The organism is Arsenophonus endosymbiont of Aleurodicus floccissimus (genome assembly GCF_900343025.1).
In the GTDB taxonomy this organism is placed as follows: Bacteria; Pseudomonadota; Gammaproteobacteria; order Enterobacterales; family Enterobacteriaceae; genus Arsenophonus.
In genome coordinates this window covers 581,557-597,436 of the sequence record NZ_OUND01000001.1, presented here as the reverse complement: position 1 = coordinate 597,436, position 15,880 = coordinate 581,557, and the positions used below count along the sequence as shown (strand labels likewise).

Here is a 15,880-nt window from a genome sequence, read left to right as displayed (position 1 = left end):
AAATTGTTAATTTGATTGTTACGCTTATAAATAATCAAACAATTTTTTAAAGGTAATCTGTAACTTATGGCAACTTTTTATGCCAGGCTGGTGTTCAACGCCAGAATTGAAATCAAGGCTTAAGCAGCCTAACGCAGCTGCTTATTGGCAGTTGTCCGCATTTAATCCACCGGCTAACATAATTTTATCAAGATGTTTCGCAGGTAATTTAGACCAATCAAAAGTTTTGCCTGTGCCGCCTTCACCATGATCAAGTAAATAGCGATCGATATTTTTTGCGTTGAAACAAGGTGGTGATTGAGTCATATTAACTGCTTGCCATATTTCGCAATTTGCGGGTAATAAAGAACGAAGTTGCTGAATGTCAGCAGCTGCTTTATAACCATGCAACTGGACGGCAAATAAATTTAAATGATGACTAATTTTAGCGATTAATGAATTAGCCTGGTGTTGAAAAACTCCAACATAGTTAAGGGGCGCTGCGGCTATAACGGATGTCGCTTGCTCGAGTGTTACTTTCCGTGGCGATTTGACTGCAAAAAAAAATTAAACTGCCATAAATCGCTCCGACTTGATAAGCGCTTTGTACATCTTGTGGGTGGGTAAGGCCACAGACTTTATTGTCACGAATAATTAGCCGACGAATGGCTAACATTAAATTTTCTTCGCCCATCAATGCGCTGCCGATCAAAAAGCCTTTAACTTGTTTACTAAGATGACGAATTTGTTGGTGGTTATCAATACCGGATTCACTGATAATTAATGTTTCTTTGGCTAATTGTGGAGAAAATTGTGTTGTACGATTTAAATCAATTGACTGATCATGAAGATCACGATTATTGATGCCGACAATGTTGGCCTTAAGTCTAATAGCTCGTTTCAGCTCTTCCTCACTACTCACTTCAGTAAGAATACTCATCTTTAATTTATTTGCCAGTTCCGCTAAGAATTGATAGGTCTGGTTATCTAATATTGAAAGCATCAATAAGATAGCGTCAGCCTGGTAAAAGCGAGCTAAATAGATTTGGTAGGGATCAATAATAAAGTCTTTACACAAAATTGGTTGTGGCACGGTATTACTAACCAGGCGTAAATAATCAAAACTACCGTGAAAATATTTTTCATCAGTTAACACTGATATTGCTGTCGCATAATTTTGGTAATCTTTAGCAATCTGAATAGGATCAAAATGATGACGAATGATGCCTTTTGATGGCGAGGCTTTTTTACATTCCAAAATAAACTCTGGATGAGATTACGAAAGTGCAGTATAAAAATCGCGTCCAACTTGGCTTAACTTGTGCAATAAAGCTAGTTAATGGCTGCTTTAATTTTCTTGTTGCTAAATATGCCACCTTATCTGTAATAATTTTTTGTAAAATAGTCGCTTGCATTAGTGAAACTTCCTCCTGTTGGCTAGTGTGTTTAGCCGTTGATAGGCTTTTCGACTACCAATAACCCGTAAAGCAAAATCGGTATTGGTTTTTAGATCTTCATGGTTATTAAGCTTCATCAGTAATGTGACATTGGCAGCAACGGTGCTAGCATGGGCCGGTTTCACGTGACCCTGTAACAATGTGGTAATAAGTTGATAATTTTTATCAACAGAGCCGCCAGTTAATTCTGATAGAGAGTAGGTTGGTAAGCCAAAATCTTGAGTCGTTAGCTGGTAAATTAAAATTTCATCCTAATTTAATTCAGCCACTTGAATAGGGGCATGTAAGGCAACTTCATCCATACCACCACTATGAACAACAGTAGCACGTTTAAATCCTATTAATTGCAATGTCTTAGCAATAGGTAAAATTAGCTTAAGATCATAAACACCAATAAGTGAAATTGGCGGTTTAGCTGGATTGATTAGCGGGCCAAGGATATTAAATAGAGTGCGAGTTTTTAATTGACGACGTATCGGTGCCGCATGGTGAAATCCTTCGTGATATTGTGGTGCGAATAAAAAACATATTCCGATCTTATCTAAAGCACGCCGAACAGAGCTTGGGGTCATATCGAGAGGAATGCAGAAGGATGCCAGTAAATTAAATGATCCGGAGCGACTTGAAATACTAGGATTGCCATGTTTAGCAATTTTTAATCCACACACTGCGGCAACAAAGGCACTGGCGGTGGAAATATTAATACTATTGCTGTGATCGCCACCAGTCCCTACGATATCGCAGAAATCGTAATTAGGCCGAGGAAAAGGTTGTGCATTTTCTAAGCAAGCTAGCGCGGCACCAACAATTTTATTTAGTATGCTTCCCCGCGCATTTTCATGCTTATCAATGCACCGGCTACTTGAGGCTCTGTTAATTCACCTCGCATCATCGCGCTGAAAAGTAAATGACTTTCTTGTTGTGTAAGTATTTGTGCATTAAATAATTTGTCCAAAATAAATTGCATTTTGCTGCTCCTTAATTTAATGCCCATAATAGGGTTTGTGTTAATAAAGTGGTTCCCTCAGTTGTTAAAATTGACTCAGGATGGAATTGAAATCCGCAGACTTTATGTTGGTTATGACGTACTGCAATTACAGCGCCTTGGCAGTGAGCATTAATGATCAAATCAGCAGGAATTTTTTCGCCAATCAGCGAATGGTAACGTGCAATCGGTAGTGGATTTGTCAGATCACGGAACATAAGTTGATTATCATGTATTGCTAATGATGACTTGCCGTGCATGATCTCTTTAGCGCATGAAACTTTTCCGCCATAAGCTTCAATAATTGCTTGATGACCAAGGCAAATACCAATCACCAGTATTTGACCAAGTACTGAGGGCAAAAGTGCAGGCATACAGGCAGCATTGGCAGGTTTACCGGGGCCCGGAGAGAGTATCAGTACAGGCACATCATTTTAAGCTGGCGCTCGATGATAGCCTTAAGTAGCGTATTGCGATAGATAGTGACTGTGTGACCTAATACTCTTAATTGATCGACCAAGTTATAGGTAAAAGAATCAATATTATCGAGTAGCAAAATATTAGCCATTAGCTGATCTCCCTGGTTTGATGAGATTACATAATGGCGTTGATAACTGCCTGGGCTTTATTGCGCGTCTCGGCCGCTTCAGATTGCGGATCTGAATCTAATACTATACCAGCACCGGCTTGGATAGTGGCAATGTTGTCTTCGATATAAGCAGCACGAATAACAATGCAGGAGTCAAAATCTCCACTGCCCTGAAAGTAGCCAATTGCACCACCATAGCTGCCTCAATTCTCATTTTCATAGCCAGCAATAAGTGTCATTGCTTTGATTTTAGGCGCGCCAGTTAAAGTACCCATATTCATACAAGCTTGATAAGCATGTAATATATCCAGATCAGCCCTTAATTTACCAACTACCCGGGAAACGAGGTGCATAACATGAGAATAACGATCAACAGAGGTGAAGTCGGCAACATATCGACTACCCGGCTGACAAATACACGCTAAGTCATTGCGGGCCAAATCAACTAACATAATATGTTCAGCTAGTTCTTTCGGATCGGTTCGCAACGCCAGTTCAATTTTACTATCTAAATCAGCATCTATTTCGCCTATTTCATTACGTCCTCTTGGCCGAGTTCCGGCGATTGGATATATTTTAATTTATCGACTTTTGGCGTCATATTTGAGTGCGCTTTCAGGCGATGCACCAAATAGAGTAAATTCTTGATCCTGGATATAAAACATGTAAGGGCTGGGATTTTGTACTGTAAGGCGTTGATAGGCGCTTAATGGTGCGGTACATGGCAACATAAATTTACGTGAAGGTACTACTTGAAAAATATCACCCTTGATAAATGTATTTTTTTAGTTTTTCAATAATTTCGCAATATTCATTATCGTTTTTATTGACCACTAAAGGTTATTGCTAGCTCAGCTGTGATTGGTAAGGGGAGTAGTGGTTGCTGACAGGCTGTAATAATTGCTTGATGATGGTTTAATATCATATTAGTAATAGATTGTTTTGTTAAAAATTGATAGCTTATCAGTTTTATAGACTGTTTTTGGTGCGCGATAACAAGATAATGTTCAGCTAAATAGAGACAGTAATCAGGACAACGATTTGATTTTGCAACTGGCGGTAAATTTTCAAAATAAGCAACTAAATCATAAGAGAATAACCCCGCTAACAGAATTTTATCTGCATCAATAGTGTTATATTTGGCTAAATGATAAATCAAACGTAGCGCATCAAAGGATGAAGTTGCTTTTAGCCGGCTATTCACTGGGTAAAGCGGTGTAGATATGGCTTAATAGTGCATTACCATTAGGGCTAAGAGCGGCAAAAACAACTTGCTGTTGGTTGGGCGGTAATTCGTAATGCTCTATCAACGATCAGGATACTTTGTAGATTTTGCTTATTATTAACGGTAGCGGACTCTAACAATAGTGTGCTTGGGCGATTACTGCATAAATGATGAAATAACAGACAAACTTCAGGCTGATAATTAATTTTATTCTCTAATATGCGAAAAGTTGTTTGATTGACTGCTATGTTTTCCATATTGGTTGCCTTTCATATTATATTAAATTGGCTATAAAAAAACCCGCTTCATGGCGGGTCTTGATCTGGTGTTGCGTTATTAATTCACGCGCAGGAAGAAACCGCCCATTTAAGGGAGTTTTGCCACCAACGGATTTTAGCGACGATAAAAAATACCGATGTCATTTTTGTTCTTCCTCGCAATGTGTCATGATAGGTTAACGCTATCGCTAACCTATCATACTAGTAAACTAGATCATTCGGATTGTGTCAAGTAATTTATGCAACACTATGAATTTTTTCTATAACTGTCAGCCGTAAATGAGGATAAAGCTTTGGCACACGACAATGAGAAGCTCTCTGTTATTTATGATTTACATAGTCATACAAAAGCTTCTGATGGTGATCTCACCCCCTTAGAATTAGTAGACAGAGCGGTATTAATGGGGTCGATGTATTAGCTATCAATGATCACGATACAGTTAATGGAATTTTGCCAGCATGGCAGTATATTAATGAAAAAAGTAAGCCGCTAACATTAATTGCCGGTGTTGAGATTTCCACAATTTGGGAAAAATTGAAATTCATATTGTAGGTCTTAACGTTAATCTGGATGTAAACTGTCTTAAACATTTACTGGAAATGCAAACTGCACGGCGTAACCTGCGTGGCGAAAAAATAGGCTATAAATTAGAAAAATTCGGTATTCCTGATGCCAGGCAAAATGCTAAAGCTTATGCCGCCGGTGGACAGGTAACATGTAGTCATTTTGCGCGTTATATTATGGATTATGCTAAACAAAAAAGTATCGGCCATGTTTTTAAAAAATTTTTAACCCGGGGTAAACCAGGTTACGTCCCGGCTGATTGGTGTAAGCTTGATGAGGCAATAGACGTTATTCATCAATCGGGAGGCATTGCCGTCTTGACACATCCTTGTCGCTACTCGCTATCAACAAAATGGCAAAAAAGGTTAGTTTTGTATTTTAAATAGTAACAGGGTGATGCGATTGAAATTGCTCAATGCCAACAATCGTCTGATGAACGAAAAAATTTAACTGAATTAGCTAGACTATATGATTTATATGCTTCGGTCGGTTCTGATTTTCATCGCCCTTGCGCCTGGACTGAGCTAGGTAGAAATCTTTGGTTGCCAGCAGGTGTTACACCGATTTGGCAAACGTGGCAATAAAAATTGGGGATTATCGTTTAGGCTTAAATATTATATAGTAAGCGGCTTAGGTATATTGATAACTTAATTTTCAAGTTTAATTAAATAATATAGTGATTAAATAAATATATAGAGAACATTCATGGGACAATCTCTCTATATTCACCCACAAAATCCGCAACCTGGATTAATTAGCCAATGTATAGAAATATTAAACAAATGCGGCATTATTGTTTATCCGACTGATTCCTGCTATACAATTGGCTGTAAGTTAGATAATAAAAACACACTTATGCAAATTTGTCGCCTACGCCAAATTGGGATTCCCGCCATAATTTTACCCTAATGTGTCGTGATTTATCTGAAATAGCTGAATATGCCTATCTAGATAATTAGGTGTTTAGAATGATTAAAAATAGTACACCCCAGGTCATTACACTTTTATTTTATGTGCAACAAAAGAAGTCCCACGTCGAATAATGAATAAAAAACGTAAAACAATAGGGATACGTTTACCCAATAATCCGATTGCCAGAAATCTGCTTGCCGGAATTGGTGAACCTTTACTATCGACGAGTTTAATTTTGCCAGGTGAAGATTTTGCACAGTCTTCAGCAGATGAGATAGAAAGTTTAATTGGTCAACAAGTTGACTTGATTATAAATGCTCGTTATTTAAGTGAAAAACCCAACCACTGTAGTTGATTTAACAGAGAGTACGCCAAATATCATCCGGGTTGGAATGGGTTCCACGATACCATTTGAATAAAAAAGCTTCAGATGAGGTTAATAGAAAAACGGTGTATAATAACCACAGTTTATTTTTTTAGTTATTTTTATAATTATGACGCCTGTGTTCTTGTTCTTCTAGAAAGAGAGGCAATTTTGATCATCTAAGATTACTCCTTTTTATATATAATGTTATAATTATATGCAATTTTCCTCTTTATGGGCTATTGACATGGCAGGTGATGAGTTGACGAATAGTAAAATTGCTAATGTGGCGAATCCTGTAGCGGCAGTAGCTAAAAAAATTGCAATTTATCTCAGCCAGCAGCACAGGAAATCCGGAAGGCACTTGGTACAGTTGTAAAACTTGTAAATGTTGCTTTAGCACCGGTTAGTGTCTTGGTGTGGGGATACGATCAAATACGTGAGTTTACTGCTACCAAGGTTGCGGAAAAGTTGAAGGATATCGCACCCGAAAATATCGTTACTCCTCATCCTAATGTAGCAGGTCCAGCAATTGAGGCTTTGAGGTATACAGGTCATGAGGAATCATTAAGTGAAATGTATGCTTCATTACTCGCTACGGCGATGAATAAAGACACCATACAAAAAGCTCACCCTGCATTTGTCGACATCATAAAGCAATTAACACCCGATGAAGCAAAAATTGTTCGTGGTTTTGCAAAAGATGAAAGTATAAATCCTCTTATCTCGGTCTTGGCTACAAGTAGACCTGATAAGAATATTTATGATGGTTACAGTATTATTCTAAAAAATTTTTCGCAAATTGGAGAAAGGGCGGGTTGTGATTATGTACAGCTTATTCCTGCTTATTTAGATAACTTAGTCAGAATGGGCCTTTGTGAAATTCCTGAGGGGGTATCCGTATAGGAGTGAAGAATGGTACGAACCTCTTATAAATCACCCTGGAATCGTAGCATTACGCGATGATTTACACAAAAAAACCACGGAACAGATATCAGTAAGGGGGCGTTGGTTGTTACTGATTTTTGGGCGTCAGTTTGTGTTAGCATGCTGTCCGACGAATAAAAAAATACGCAAGCAGTAGCTTCGTAATCATTGATATTGTTTACCCGACATGCACTCGTTAGCGCTGGTAATAGTGACAATTCTAGTACAAGTTCATTGTGTTCTAGTGTGTGACGTTTGTTTATTGCAAGATAGGCGCTGTTGCTTGGATTAAGAAAAGCGAACAAAAAGAATTGCCCATCATTACTTTCAAGGGATATTTATGAAAAAAATTGAATGGGGTAAATATATCTTGATCTACTTAGCTGGATTTCTCACCAGTTTCAGCGGTGTTTTAGATAGTTTGGTAAAAATTCTCACCTTATATAAGGAATTTAAAAAGACGTACATTTATGATAGTGAATTTTTAACAGGTAACTGGTCAACAAATGCTGAATATGTAATTAATAGCGCGGAATTGGGTTTATTGAGTATACAGGCGTTCGATGATGGAAGTGCGAGTGGTGAAATTATGAGCGAAAAAATTTGTGATGCACTACCACTTATTTGGTATATTAAACTTGAAACTGAATCTCCAGATTTTGAGGAATTCTTCATTGATAGGAAGTTTTATTTGAAGCAGTTGCAAAAAGGCAGGATGCAAACAGTTGCAGTATTGAAATTGATCCATGAAGATAGAAAGAATGGAGCTATTCAATTTGAATTGATTGGTGATGATACAGATGTTTTGCCTAAGAGAATAGTATTGGCTAAAAATTATCCACAATATAAATCCGACTTCAAAGAGCTTTCTAATTATTGCGCTGAATCACCGAAGAAGTTCTGGAGGGAATATTATAAAAGGCAAGGTAAGAAATTTCCTGAATCACATACAAAAAATGGGGTGTTGCTTCCAGTGACATCATAGTTTGCTTTGTTAACGGTTTACATATCAATCTGTAAATAGCTCTTTGTGCTATCTATACTGATGTGATTTAGTGCCTTTATAAAGAATTTAACTATATAAGGATAAAACCAGTTGAATCATTTAATCTAAAATTCGTGTAGTATGTGCGCCAATAATTATCGTGTGGTGACGAATTGTTTACTGTGCTGTGTACTATGAAATAGTTATATATCAGTGAGTTATGTTTTTTAGCTAACTCATTGTTTTTGAAAGTATTCCAGACGCCTGTGAAGGTGGCACAAGAGGTTTACTCTATGAGCGTTAAAAAGCAGCAAAGTGAAAAGTTACAAAAAATACTTGCCCGTTGTGGTTATGGATCGCGCAGGGAAATAGAAAGTTTTATTCAATCCGGTAGGATCAGTGTTGATGGTCAATTAGCGACCTTGGGTGACCGAATAGAAGTTAAATCTAACACTAAAATTCGCTTAGATGGTCACCTTTTGAAAATCAAAGAAGCGGAAAAAACAGTTTGTCGGATCTTGGCTTATTATAAGCCGGAAGGCGAACTATGTACTCATCATGATCCAGAAGGACGTCCAACCGTATTTGATCGCTTACCTAAATTAACCGGCTCTCGTTGGATTGCGATAGGGCGCTTGGATATAAATACGTGTGGTTTATTATTATTTACCACAAATGGGGAACTGGCTAATCGTTTGATGCATCCTCGTCATGAGGTCGAACGTGAATATGCAATTCGTGTTTTTGGTAAAATTAATGATGCTAAAATTCGGCAATTAACCAAAGGTGTTCAACTTGAAGATGGTGAAGCTAATTTTAAGACACTGAAGTTTCGTGGCGGAGAAGGCATGAATCAATGGTTTAATGTTACTTTAACGGAAGGTCGTAATCGTGAAGTAAGGCGTTTATGGGAAGCGGTAGGCATACAAGTAAGCCGCCTGATCCGCGTTCGGTATGGTGATATTTATTTACCAAAGGGATTACCCAGAGGAGGATGGACGGAATTAGGTTTAGCACAGATTAATTATTTGCGTCAACTGGTTGGTCTTATAGATGAAACGGCCAGTAAAATATCGGTTGAGCAAGATAGACGTCGTATTAAAGCAAATCAGATCCGTCGTGCTGTAAAACGGCATACACAAGTTTCTTCGATGCGAGTAGCAAATAAACGAGCAACGGGGACTGCCAGGGGACGTAATACATCTTCGCGTAAAGGATAATATAAAATTAAAGGCAATATTAGAGTCGTATTCAACTGCCTAATGTTTTTTTAATAGATAAAAATAGTGCTATACAGATAAATACTTTTAATTTAATTGAGATGATCCTTAGAATAGGCTACTTTCATTAGGCTAAGTTTGATTAGAAGGTTGAAATTTTATATGCCACAATTTGGGCAAATTATCGCTAGCAGCATATTTATATTGTTGTTAGCAAGCTGTGATGAGCCGCAATTAACCCATTCTGCTGATGGGAAATTTTACGTTAGTCATAATAATAAAGATGCCCTTTAATTTTAAGATTGATAATCAATCGGTTAAACTTGTTCAGGGTGAAATTAAACAACTTGATTTACCATCTGGCAAGCATACGATTGAATACCCCATTGGCCAAAAAACCGAATTTATTATCTACCCTGGTAATCAGGGGGGAATTATTAATCTTACCCAACAATATTATTATGCTTATAGTTCGGTTTTTAAAGGAATTATTTCTAACCAATTATTCTCTTTGAAATATAATCAAATTGTTGTTGATGGAATAAAAGTACAGGGTCCAATACTAAGTAGTAATGCCTTATTTATTGATAGTAATGTTTTTAAATGTGATTATCCTATAGGCGCCTCTTTTCTCAATGTTTTAGCTTTAAATAAAAGCAAACAGTCAGATGGTCAAGTGAAAACAAAATGTTTTACTAAAGAAGAGTTTATTGATTTTTTGTCAGTAGTAAGATAAAAAGTTAATAATATTCATATTGTTGATATCGGGTATTGAGCTAGTTCAATAATGGTAATATTTTTCTTGTCAGCTAAAGAAATAAAGAAATAAAGAAATAAAGAAATAAAGAAATAAAGAAATAAAGAAATAAAGAAATAAAGAAATAAAGAAATAAAGAAATAAAACACGGTAACGCATTCGTTTGAATATACACTTCCAATTGTAAATTTTAATAATTATTCTTTACAATCTTATGCTAATAAAATTGTTGAAATTGTCGATGATTTTAAAAACATCAGTAATATAGAATCAAAAGGGAAAATCTATGATGAATATTACCACTATATTTACAATATGGCGAAAGTTTATAGCACTTTCCATTTCGGGCAGAATGAACATGATCGTGATGAGTATTCTGCTTTTATTAATCAAACAAATATGATTTTTAATGCAGGGATATTAAAGCAGCATCCAGTAAATAACTATAAAGCTTATTAATTCAGTAATCACTTTGTTTGATAATTAGCTATATCATTTATTATTAATTTTTATTGCGGTTGTTTTTTATACCTAAATATTAAATTGCCACACCGGGTTTACGATTAGGCTGTGCATCAAAACTTACTCCTGATTCCTTAATACTATCTTCTCCCATTAGATAAAGATATATCGGCATAATTTCTTGTGGAGTTTTTAGCTGCATAGGATCCTCTGAAGGAAAAGCATTCGCTCTCATTTGCGTTCTTGTACCACCGGGATTAATGCAATTAACACGTAAATTAGTATCTTTATATTCATCAAATAATACTTGCATTAGACCTTCGGTTGCGAATTTGGAAACTGAATAGGCCCCCCAATTAGCACGACCTCGTCTGCCGACGCTTGAAGTGGTAAATATTAAGGAACTATTTGGTGCTTGTAGCAGCAGTGGTAGTAGGGCTTGTGTTAGCATAAAAGTTGCGTTAACGTTTATTTGTATAACTTCATGCCAAAGTTTTATAGGTTGATCAATAATCAGCGCAATTTTTCCTAATATGCTTGCGTTATGTAATACACCATCAAGATAGGGATAATGTTGGCTAATGTCAGTTGCTAACTCATGGCATTGTGATTTGGTTATTGTTAATAAATCAAGGGTATAAATAGAAACTGAAGGTGTAAATTTGCTATTAGAAATAATTTCTTGTTTGGCTTGTTCTAGTTTTGCGGTTGTTCTACCGACTAAAATAAGATTGGCGCCATAACGTGAATAAGTTAATGCCGCTTCACGTCCAATGCCATCGCCCGCGCCTGTAATTAAAATGGTTTTTTGCTTAAGTAAATCAGCTTTAGCTTGGTAAGGCAGCATAACATTTTCCTACTTTTGATTATTCAAATTTATTAATAAGAGTTATAAGCACTTTACCAAGTTTTTAGTTACAATACCCCTATTGTTTATATTCTGTAAAGAAGGATAGAATTGTAGAATTTCTTTCATTGTATGGATTATTTGTTGCTATTATATTAATTTTATTGGTTATTTTTAGTTTTGGACAGCGTAAACAGAGCAAAAAAAGTGATTTAAAACTTATTGATTTAAGTGAAGCCTATCGTCAACGTCAGCGTGAAATGCAACAGGTTAAGATGAGTGACACTGAGTATAAAATTTGGTTAAAAACCTATAAAAAACAACGTAAAATTGAAGAAAAAAGCAGAAATCAGATGCTACAGTTGGTCAAATAACGCTAAAAAAAACCTTGTCTTTTTGTGATTAATTTCAAAGGCAGCATGAATGCTCATGAAGTCAATGCATTACATGAAGAAATCACTACAATTCTATCAATTGCTGATAACAAAGATGAAGTATTACTTAGGCTTGAAAGTCCAGGTGGTGTTGTGCATGGCTATGGCTTAGCTGCCTCTCAACTAAATCGTTTACGGGAAAAAGGCCTTAAATTAATTGTTTCGGTGGATAAAGTGGCGGCCAGTGGCGGTTATATGATGGTTTGTGTCGCCGATCGTATTGTGGCGGCTCCTTTTGCAATTATTGGCTCTATCGGTGTAGTTGCGCAAGTACCCAATTTTCATCGATTACTGAAGAAAAAGGATATTGATGTAGAATTACATACAGCCGGAGAATATAAACGTATACTAACTTTATTAGGTGAAAATACCGAGTAAGGACGTCAGAAGTTTGTACAAGATTTAAATAAAACGCATTAGCTATTTAAAGATTTTGTGCATCAAAAACGGCCGGCCCTTGATATTAATGCTGTGGCAGCAGGTGAACATTGGTATGGTATTTAGGCAAAGGAAAAAGGATTAATTGATGAAATAGGCGTTAGTGATGACATTATTATCAATCAAATTGATGCTCTTGAAATTATTGAGGTAATTTATACTCCGGCTAGATGTTTTGTTGATCGTTTAATGGGTAGTATGATAGAAAATGCAGATAAGTTGTTAATACGCTGGTGGCAAAGAGGACAGAGACCACTACTTTAAATTATGAATAATAAATACATACCGGCGTTTTCAGCCGGTATTTTTATAATGTAATAGTTAAAACTTAATTATTTAATTGCAAATAAAATATTAATTAAAAACATGATAAACAATTTTATAAAGCACTATTAAGCTATTTTATTGAGAAATTAATTTCTTTCTGAAAATTTTATTTATATATCTGTTTGAACTGGATTTCTGCTACTTTTTATATAATTTTATTGATTTTTTTTATAATCTATTCATAACTTATTGAGGTGGTTTTTGTTGTCATAACAATACCTATGAATAAAATAAGTGGTTGCGCATCATTTTTTATTAGGTAGAGTGTAGGCTTTTTATTACTTACAATGCTTTACTTTTGTCATTGTTTTGCTGACAAAATTATATTATTGAATCTGATTACAGTATAAATTCACAAAAGTTTTTATCTTTATATGGCAAAGTATTTAAGCAAAAAAAGTTGATATATTGTGAATCTGACTCAATATAAAAAGAGATTTCATTCCATCTGGCTGGAAAGTCAGTACGCTTAGACAATATTTTAGGTAAAGATAACTATGGGTAAAGCTCTTGTTATTGTGGAGTCCCCGGCAAAAGCCAAGACTATCAATAAATACCTTGGTAATAACTACGTTGTTAAAAGTAGCGTAGGGCATATACGTGATTTGCCAAAAAGTGGTTGTTCCAGCTCACAAAAGAATACAAACTCAGCCAATAAGGTTAAAAAAGTAAAAAAAGATGAACATGAGGCGCTTGTAAATAGAATGGGAGTTGACCCATATCATGGGTGGAAAGCCAATTATCAAATTTTACCTGGCAAAGAAAAAGTCGTTGCTGAATTAAGATCGCTTGCCTCCGACGCAGAGCATATCTATCTGGCAACGGATCTAGATGTGAGGGGGAAGCGATTGCCTGGCATTTGCGAGAAGTGATTGGCGGTGATAATCAGCGCTTTAGTCGAGTAGTTTTTAATGAAATCACTAAAAATGCAATTAAGCAAGCTTTTGATAATCCTGGTGAATTAAATATTGATCGTGTTAATGCTCAACAAGCTCGGCGTTTTTTAGATCGGGTTGTTGGTTATATGGTTTCACCGTTATTATGGAAAAAAATTGCTCGAGGCCTTTCTGCAGGGCGTGTTCAGTCAGTCGCGGTACGTCTGATTGTAGAACGGGAACGCGAAATTAAAGCATTTGTCCCACAAGAGTATTGGCAGCTGCATATTGAGTTACTGACAGTAGATACGGCATTGATTCGAATGGAAGTGACACATGAAAAAGGTAAGCCTTTTAAGCCCGTCACCAAAGCACAAATTGATGCTGCCGTTGCATTATTAAAAAATGCCCATTATCAGGTGTCAGATCGTGAAGATCGGCCCACAATTAGTAAACCCAACGCACCTTTTATTACCTCAACCCTGCAACAAGCGGCAAGTACACGTCTTGGCTTTGGCGTTAAAAAAACCATGATGATGGCACAGCGTCTTTATGAAGCAGGTTATATTACCTATATGCGTACTGACTCAACTAACTTAAGTCAGGATGCTTTAAGCATGGCTCGCAATTATATTGACCATAAGTTTGGCAATAAATACCTGCCTAAACAGGCGAATGTTTATACCAATCAAAAAAGTTCGCAGGAAGCACATGAAGCTATTCGTCCTTCTAATATTGACGTTGGTGTTGATGCTCTAAAAGAGATGGAAGAAGCGGATGCCAAAAAACTATATCAGCTGATTTGGAACCAATTTGTCGCCTGTCAAATGACACCAGCTGAATTTGATTCAACGACAATAAACGTCAAAACTGGAAATTTTAAGTTGAAGGCTAAAGGGCGTATTTTACGTTTTGATGGTTGGACTAAAGTTATGCCCGTATTGCGTAAAGGTGATGAAGATAAAATATTACCTATGGTCAAAGTTGGTAGTCAGCTTGAATTGGATAAATTGTGTCCTAGCCAACACTTTACTAAACCTCCAGCACGTTTTGGCGAAGCCTCTCTGGTTAGAGAACTTGAAAAACGCGGCATTGGCCGGCCATCAACCTATCCGGTTATTATTTCAACTATCCAAGATCGGGGCTATGTAAAAATTGAAAATCGCCGTTTTTATGCTGAAAAAATAGGTGAAATAGTTACTGACCGGTTAGATAAAAATTTTAGTGAATTAATAGACTATGATTTTACTGCGCGAATGGAAGATCAGCTTGACTTGATAGCAGAAGATCGTATCGAGTGGAAGAGTGTATTAGATGAGTTTTTTGCTGCTTTTACCGAACAGCTAGAAAGCGCAAATAAAACACCCGAGGAAGGTGGCATGCGTCCCAATCCGATGGTATTAACATCGATTGAATGTCCTGACTGTCACCGACAAATGGGGATTAGAACTGCTTCTACCGGTGTTTTTCTGGGATGCTCTGGTTACAGCTTACCGGCAAAAGAGTGCTGCAAAAAAACCATTAATTTAATTCCTGAAGATGAATTATCAAATATTCTGGTAGCAGAAGAAGATGTGGAAACGCATGCTTTGCGGGCCCGCCGGCGATGTCCTAAATGTGGTACCGCGATGGATAGCTACCTTATCGATAATAAACGTAAATTACATGTATGCGGGAATAATCCAGTATGTAATGGTTATGAGGTTGAAGAAGGTGAATTCCGCATTAAAGGCTATGATGGGCCAATTATTGAATGTGATAAATGTGGCTCAGAAATGCATCTGAAGATGGGTCGATTTGGAAAATATATGTGCTGTACCAATGAGGCTTGTAAAAATACTCGCAAGATCTTAAAGAGTGGTGAAGTGGCTCCGCCTAAAGAAGATCCTATTACATTGCCGGAACTAGTTTGTGAAAAATCTGATGCTTACTTTGTATTAAGAGATGGCACAGCAGGAATATTTTTAGCCGCTAACACTTTTCCAAAATCAAGAGAGACTCGCGCACCATTGGTTGAAGAATTGGTACGTTTTAAAGATCGTCTGCCAGCCAAATTTAGTTATTTAACCCAGGCACCATCGGTCGATCCTGAGGATAATAAAACCATTGTAAGATTTAGTCGTAAGACTAAACAACAATATGTTTCTTCAGAAAAAAATGGTAAAGCTACGGGCTGGAGTGCATTTTATATCGATGGTAAATGGATAGAAAAAAATAAATAAAATTTCATCTATTTTCTATAATTAAACAAGGC

General features: G+C 36.6%; 7 protein-coding genes, 7 pseudogenes and 1 other annotated feature. Of the genes and pseudogenes, 9 read left to right on the top strand and 5 right to left on the bottom strand.

Annotation, left to right across the window (positions count from 1 at the left end; translation table 11 throughout):
• Positions 1 to 24: 24 nt before the first annotated feature.
• The 3 pseudogenes from trpCF to ARADI_RS03160 form a co-directional block, all read right to left on the bottom strand.
• Positions 25 to 1,394 (bottom strand): annotated as a pseudogene (trpCF, locus tag ARADI_RS03175) (bifunctional indole-3-glycerol-phosphate synthase TrpC/phosphoribosylanthranilate isomerase TrpF).
• Positions 1,394 to 2,989: pseudogene (gene trpD, locus ARADI_RS21515) on the bottom strand (bifunctional anthranilate synthase glutamate amidotransferase component TrpG/anthranilate phosphoribosyltransferase TrpD). Before trpD ends, trpCF begins: the two co-directional pseudogenes overlap by 1 nt.
• A gap of 26 nt (positions 2,990 to 3,015) precedes the next feature.
• Positions 3,016 to 4,492: pseudogene (locus ARADI_RS03160) on the bottom strand (anthranilate synthase component 1).
• Positions 4,493 to 4,525: 33 nt separating this feature from the next.
• Positions 4,526 to 4,627 (bottom strand) — a sequence feature (Trp leader region).
• A gap of 179 nt (positions 4,628 to 4,806) precedes the next feature.
• Here ARADI_RS03160 and rnm point away from each other — a divergent pair.
• The 4 genes and pseudogenes from rnm (at position 4,807) to ARADI_RS03145 (ending at position 7,260) form a co-directional block, all read left to right on the top strand.
• Positions 4,807 to 5,662: pseudogene (rnm, locus tag ARADI_RS03155) on the top strand (RNase RNM).
• Between the two features lie 121 nt (positions 5,663 to 5,783).
• Positions 5,784 to 6,409, top strand: a pseudogene (locus tag ARADI_RS03150) (L-threonylcarbamoyladenylate synthase).
• 192 nt (positions 6,410 to 6,601) lie between these two features.
• Entirely contained in the window at positions 6,602 to 6,733 is a 132-nt protein-coding gene (locus tag ARADI_RS19395; RefSeq protein ID WP_255420596.1) for a hypothetical protein, read from the top strand.
• 38 nt (positions 6,734 to 6,771) lie between these two features.
• On the top strand, positions 6,772 to 7,260 hold the full coding sequence (locus tag ARADI_RS03145; protein ID WP_238149239.1) for a DUF4393 domain-containing protein: 489 nt from the start codon (positions 6,772 to 6,774) through the stop codon (positions 7,258 to 7,260).
• A gap of 23 nt (positions 7,261 to 7,283) precedes the next feature.
• On the opposite strand, the gene ARADI_RS03140 is transcribed toward ARADI_RS03145, so the two are convergent.
• The gene (locus tag ARADI_RS03140; protein WP_147392342.1) at positions 7,284 to 7,586 is read right to left on the bottom strand and encodes a hypothetical protein; all 303 of its coding nucleotides are present in this window, start codon (positions 7,584 to 7,586) and stop codon (positions 7,284 to 7,286) included.
• Between the two features lie 35 nt (positions 7,587 to 7,621).
• Between ARADI_RS03140 and ARADI_RS03135 the strand changes: the two genes are divergently transcribed.
• The 3 genes from ARADI_RS03135 (at position 7,622) to ARADI_RS03125 (ending at position 10,222) form a co-directional block, all read left to right on the top strand.
• On the top strand, positions 7,622 to 8,266 hold the full coding sequence (locus tag ARADI_RS03135; RefSeq protein ID WP_119711098.1) for a hypothetical protein: 645 nt from the start codon (positions 7,622 to 7,624) through the stop codon (positions 8,264 to 8,266).
• Positions 8,267 to 8,559: 293 nt separating this feature from the next.
• Entirely contained in the window at positions 8,560 to 9,486 is a 927-nt protein-coding gene (gene rluB, locus ARADI_RS03130; protein WP_119711097.1) for a 23S rRNA pseudouridine(2605) synthase RluB, read from the top strand.
• 283 nt (positions 9,487 to 9,769) lie between these two features.
• Entirely contained in the window at positions 9,770 to 10,222 is a 453-nt protein-coding gene (locus ARADI_RS03125; RefSeq protein ID WP_119711096.1) for a hypothetical protein, read from the top strand.
• A gap of 559 nt (positions 10,223 to 10,781) precedes the next feature.
• Here ARADI_RS03125 and ARADI_RS03120 read toward each other — a convergent pair.
• Complete coding sequence (locus ARADI_RS03120) at positions 10,782 to 11,552, bottom strand: YciK family oxidoreductase (RefSeq protein WP_119711095.1); 771 nt, start codon at positions 11,550 to 11,552, stop codon at positions 10,782 to 10,784.
• A gap of 128 nt (positions 11,553 to 11,680) precedes the next feature.
• Here ARADI_RS03120 and sohB point away from each other — a divergent pair.
• Positions 11,681 to 12,364: pseudogene (sohB, locus tag ARADI_RS03115) on the top strand (protease SohB).
• Positions 12,365 to 13,248: 884 nt separating this feature from the next.
• Positions 13,249 to 15,848 (top strand): annotated as a pseudogene (gene topA / locus ARADI_RS03110) (type I DNA topoisomerase).
• Positions 15,849 to 15,880 lie beyond the last annotated feature (32 nt).